The following is a 2,287-nucleotide window of genomic DNA, read 5'->3' as shown; positions in this document are numbered from 1 at the left end:
TAGGAAATACGTGGATTAACGATACTGTAGAGCTAGGTAATTTTAAAAAAGATATAAGTAATTCTCTAAATAAAATAGATTCTATAACAACACCAGATGGGAAAGTTAAAGGTGAAGTAATATGGGGTCCTATAGATGCTGCAAAGGCAACTTTAAAAGCTATGGCAGATAGTGCAGAAACGCAAGTGGAAAGAGCAGTTTTTTTCGAGGATAGGGATACAAATTCTCCAACCTATGGAGCAATGTGCCTTGGCACTAGAGGGTTCCAGATAGCTAAAGAAATGACTAACGGAGAGTGGCAGTGGTCTACCTTTGGAACTGGACAAGGATTTACAGCAGATTTAATAAGTGCTGGTGTATTAAAATCTTTAGATGGTACGCTAAAAATAGATTTAGGAGGAAATACATTTAAAACTTATAATTGGAGTGGTTATCCAGCCATAGAGTTGCAAGACATGAATTTAAGCTTCCATGACTTTAAAAAAGAGGGACAAAAAGCAGGAATGATATTTACACACTATCAAGTGGACCATCCAGATAAATTAGGTATGTCTATAGCACACTATCAAGATTATAACTTAGGAATTTCTTATTATAATAAAGAAACTTTACATTATAGTGATTATATAACCTTTGATAAATATAAGAAGTTGCCTATATCTAAAGAACCAATAACTATTCAAGAACCAATTAATGCAACATGGAGCCCATTAAAGTATTACAGTGGCAATAATTGGGTTGGTTCTATTGGTAGTGATGGAGGAGACTTAAAACTTGGATATGTTGGTGATGGCAATGTAGTTAAGTTCGGTAGACAGTGGTCCAGTGAATTTGAAACAGCCTTTCAATGTGCAGATTGGAGAACTAACACTAATAAGGTAGGTCTAGTAGCATTCCATGGTGCTGAAATACAAGGTAAAACATTAGTATTTGGAGACTTTAGCGTAACAGGAAGTAAGAACTCATTACAACAAACTAAAAACTACGGACGTAGACTTATGAATGCATATGAAACATTCAGCTACTACTTCAGTGATAAAGGTTCAGCGAAGACAGACGAAAACGGAGAATGTATTTGTTATATAAATGACCTTGAAACTGAGATACTCAATACAGACATAAATTATCATGTAACAATTAGTGAATACTGTAGTGATGATTTAACAATTGAAGAAATGCGAAACTTATGCCCTCTTAGATGTACTAAAAGAACAGCTGACTATTTTATCGTTAGGGGAGAACCAAATACAGAGTTTACATGGACTATAGATGCAAAACGTAGAGGATACGAAAATACAAGGGCAGAAACCTTAGATTCTAATCAAGTGCAAGAAGTGAAAGAATACCCAAAAGATTTAACACCACAACAAGATAAAGAAGATAAATTTGACAACGAGTTTTTAGATAATGATATTTTAGATAACTTATTATTAGGAGGAGATTAAATGGAAACAATTAAAAGAATAACAGGTATGGGAATAGTTCACAGGGCAGAAGGCAAGCGAATTGCATTTACTTATATGGAAATAGACCCAGAAGGTAACATAGAGAACGATAACGAGAAACAATCCTTTATCGTTTTAGATTCAGAAGTTGAAAAAGCTATTGATACTATAGAAGACTTCATCATGGAAAATAAATTAAAATAAATTAAAATAAGAGGTGAATAAATGGCTATATTTATAGGAGGAGATACAGCAGAATTAGAATATAATTTTTATACTAAAGTGGCTGGTAGTATGGATTGCCCTATGAAGTGCTACTATGCTGATAGTCCAGAATTATTATTTCCAAATGATACTAAGTGGATTGAATTTACCCAAGAAGAATATGATAAATTAAAAAAATTAGATAATATTGTATCTCCTAATGGGGGATATGGAGTTGGAGAAAAAGGACAATTTCTTGTAGAATTAGACCTTAATGGATTATGTAATAGTTTGTATGGAGGTTCTCGTGATGCTTTAAGAAATTCTATTAAGAAATTAGAAGTTAATACATGGGCTAGTGCCTCTGGAGATAATGGCGATAGTATTGGTTATAGGTGTGAAGTTTTTATATGGGATACTGGAGTAGGCGTTAATGCATGGGCAAATAAATCAACAAATACTAGTAACGATATAAGACCAATATATACAAAAGAAGATAACTATCAAAAAAATAGATTAACAGTAGATAACAAAATATATTTTTTAATATCTTCTGGGTATCCAGCCAGTGGAACTATTCCAAGTAAAGTATTCTTAGATTATATAAATATAAAATTAGAACTAGTAAGACAACGAGA

At 32.8% G+C, this 2,287-nt stretch carries 2 protein-coding genes and 1 pseudogene; all 3 read left to right on the top strand.

Going from position 1 to position 2,287, the window contains the following annotated elements:
- Positions 1–1,445 (top strand): annotated as a pseudogene (locus NGI68_RS16885) (hypothetical protein); the annotation flags it as partial.
- The gene (locus NGI68_RS16880; protein WP_251862611.1) at positions 1,446–1,649 is read left to right on the top strand and encodes a hypothetical protein; all 204 of its coding nucleotides are present in this window, start codon (positions 1,446–1,448) and stop codon (positions 1,647–1,649) included.
- Positions 1,650–1,670: 21 nt separating this feature from the next.
- The coding region (locus tag NGI68_RS16875) for a hypothetical protein (protein ID WP_251862610.1) at positions 1,671–2,287 on the top strand (617 nt) is incomplete at its 3' end.

Source organism: Clostridium sp. Marseille-Q2269 (assembly GCF_943736985.1).
GTDB lineage: Bacteria > Bacillota > Clostridia > Clostridiales > Clostridiaceae > Clostridium_F.
Note: the sequence above shows the minus strand (reverse complement) of the source record. Positions and strands in the feature narration are given on the sequence as shown.